The 1,342-nt window shown below is 66.6% G+C and carries 1 protein-coding gene; it reads right to left on the bottom strand.

Annotated features, from left to right (window positions below):
* Nucleotides 1–22: 22 nt before the first annotated feature.
* Nucleotides 23–1,342 (bottom strand): IS5 family transposase (locus tag EDC36_RS13130; protein WP_341539532.1); only part of this gene is annotated, 1,320 nt, incomplete at its 5' end.

Raw genomic sequence — 1,342 nt, 5'->3', positions numbered from 1 at the left:
GTCGTCCCTGAAAAATTCATTTTCACGCCGCCCGCAGCCGCAGCAGCGGCGGGTTGGCGACGCGAGTCTCGGTTGGCCGCAGCCGGACGAGCCAGTGGCCGATGTGGCCCACGGCCGCGACGAGACGCAAAAAAGCCCTCTTCAAGAAGGGCACACCCTTCTTCGCGATCATGCGCAGCAGCCAGCGGATGTTGTAGCCCGCCGCACACAGCACCGCATGCAGCCGGTCACCTTGCTCGCCCTTGAGATGACAGCGGTCCATGCGGTGGTCTTGTTTGAGGTGCCCGATGACGGGCTCAATGGCCTGACGGCGTTTGAGCAGCTTGCGTTCCTGCTGGGTGAGGCGCTTGATCTTGCCGCGGTGCACCAGGCGCACATCCGCAATGTCGGCCTCCACGCCGCGGTAGCCCAGATCGGCATAGGCGGTGGTGGGCTTGATGCCGCTGTCCTGCATCAGGATCGTGGCCTGCTCCAGCTGCGCCTGCAGCGTGTGCCCATCGTAGGGGTTGCCATGGAAGGCCCGGGCGCCCACGATCAGGCTGTGCTTCAGGGTGCTGGCAATGCCGACCTTGACGCCGAACTCATACGGTTGGCGCGCCTTGCCCTTGTTGATGCACTCCACCTCCGGCGCGTGCCAGGCGTAGAGCTTGCGTCCCTGCTCGGTGGTCTTGCGGTTGGCGGTCTGCGCAACCAGCCGCCCGGCCTTGCTCAACGTGTCAGCCAAAGCGCTCTGGATGGCCTGCCCCAGGCGGGCGGCCTTGCGCTCGATCTCCCGCTGCAGCCTGGCCACGATCGTGCGCTGACGCCGGATGCTGCGGCGCATGCGTGCGAACTGCCGCGCGTGGGCGTAGCGGCTGGCCTTGCGGCTCAGGTCCTTGCTTTCCTTGGCAAAGGTCTGCTTCAAGGCGATGCCGGCGGCCTTGGCCGCCTGCACGAGCTTGGTGCGCGCCGTCTCCAGCAGCCGGCTGTCGGTGGGGTGCGCTATGGCCTTGGACTGAACCGTCGTGTCCACCACCACGCGCTTCAACTCCTGCGGCTTGATCAGACCGAGTTCCACCGCCGCGTTGATCGTCTGGGCCAGGAGTTCTTCCACCCCCTCCTCGCCCAGCAGCCGGCGAAACTTCACCAGCGTCGTGGCGTCGCACGGCAGCCGGTCCTCGTAGTACGCCAGACCCGAGAAGTACTGCCAGCGCGGCGTGTCGCGCCAACGCTCCACGACGCCTTCATCGGACTCGTTGAAAGCGTGCTTCAGATACAGCAGCGCGATCATCACGCGCAGCGGCACGCGCGGACGCCCGGCGTTGGACACCCGGGCTGCGCGCACCGGCGCTTCGCCAAAGAG

It is taken from the genome of Tepidimonas ignava (genome assembly GCF_004342625.1).
Classification (GTDB): domain Bacteria; phylum Pseudomonadota; class Gammaproteobacteria; order Burkholderiales; family Burkholderiaceae_C; genus Tepidimonas; species Tepidimonas ignava.
This window is presented reverse-complemented; position numbering and strand designations above follow the sequence as displayed.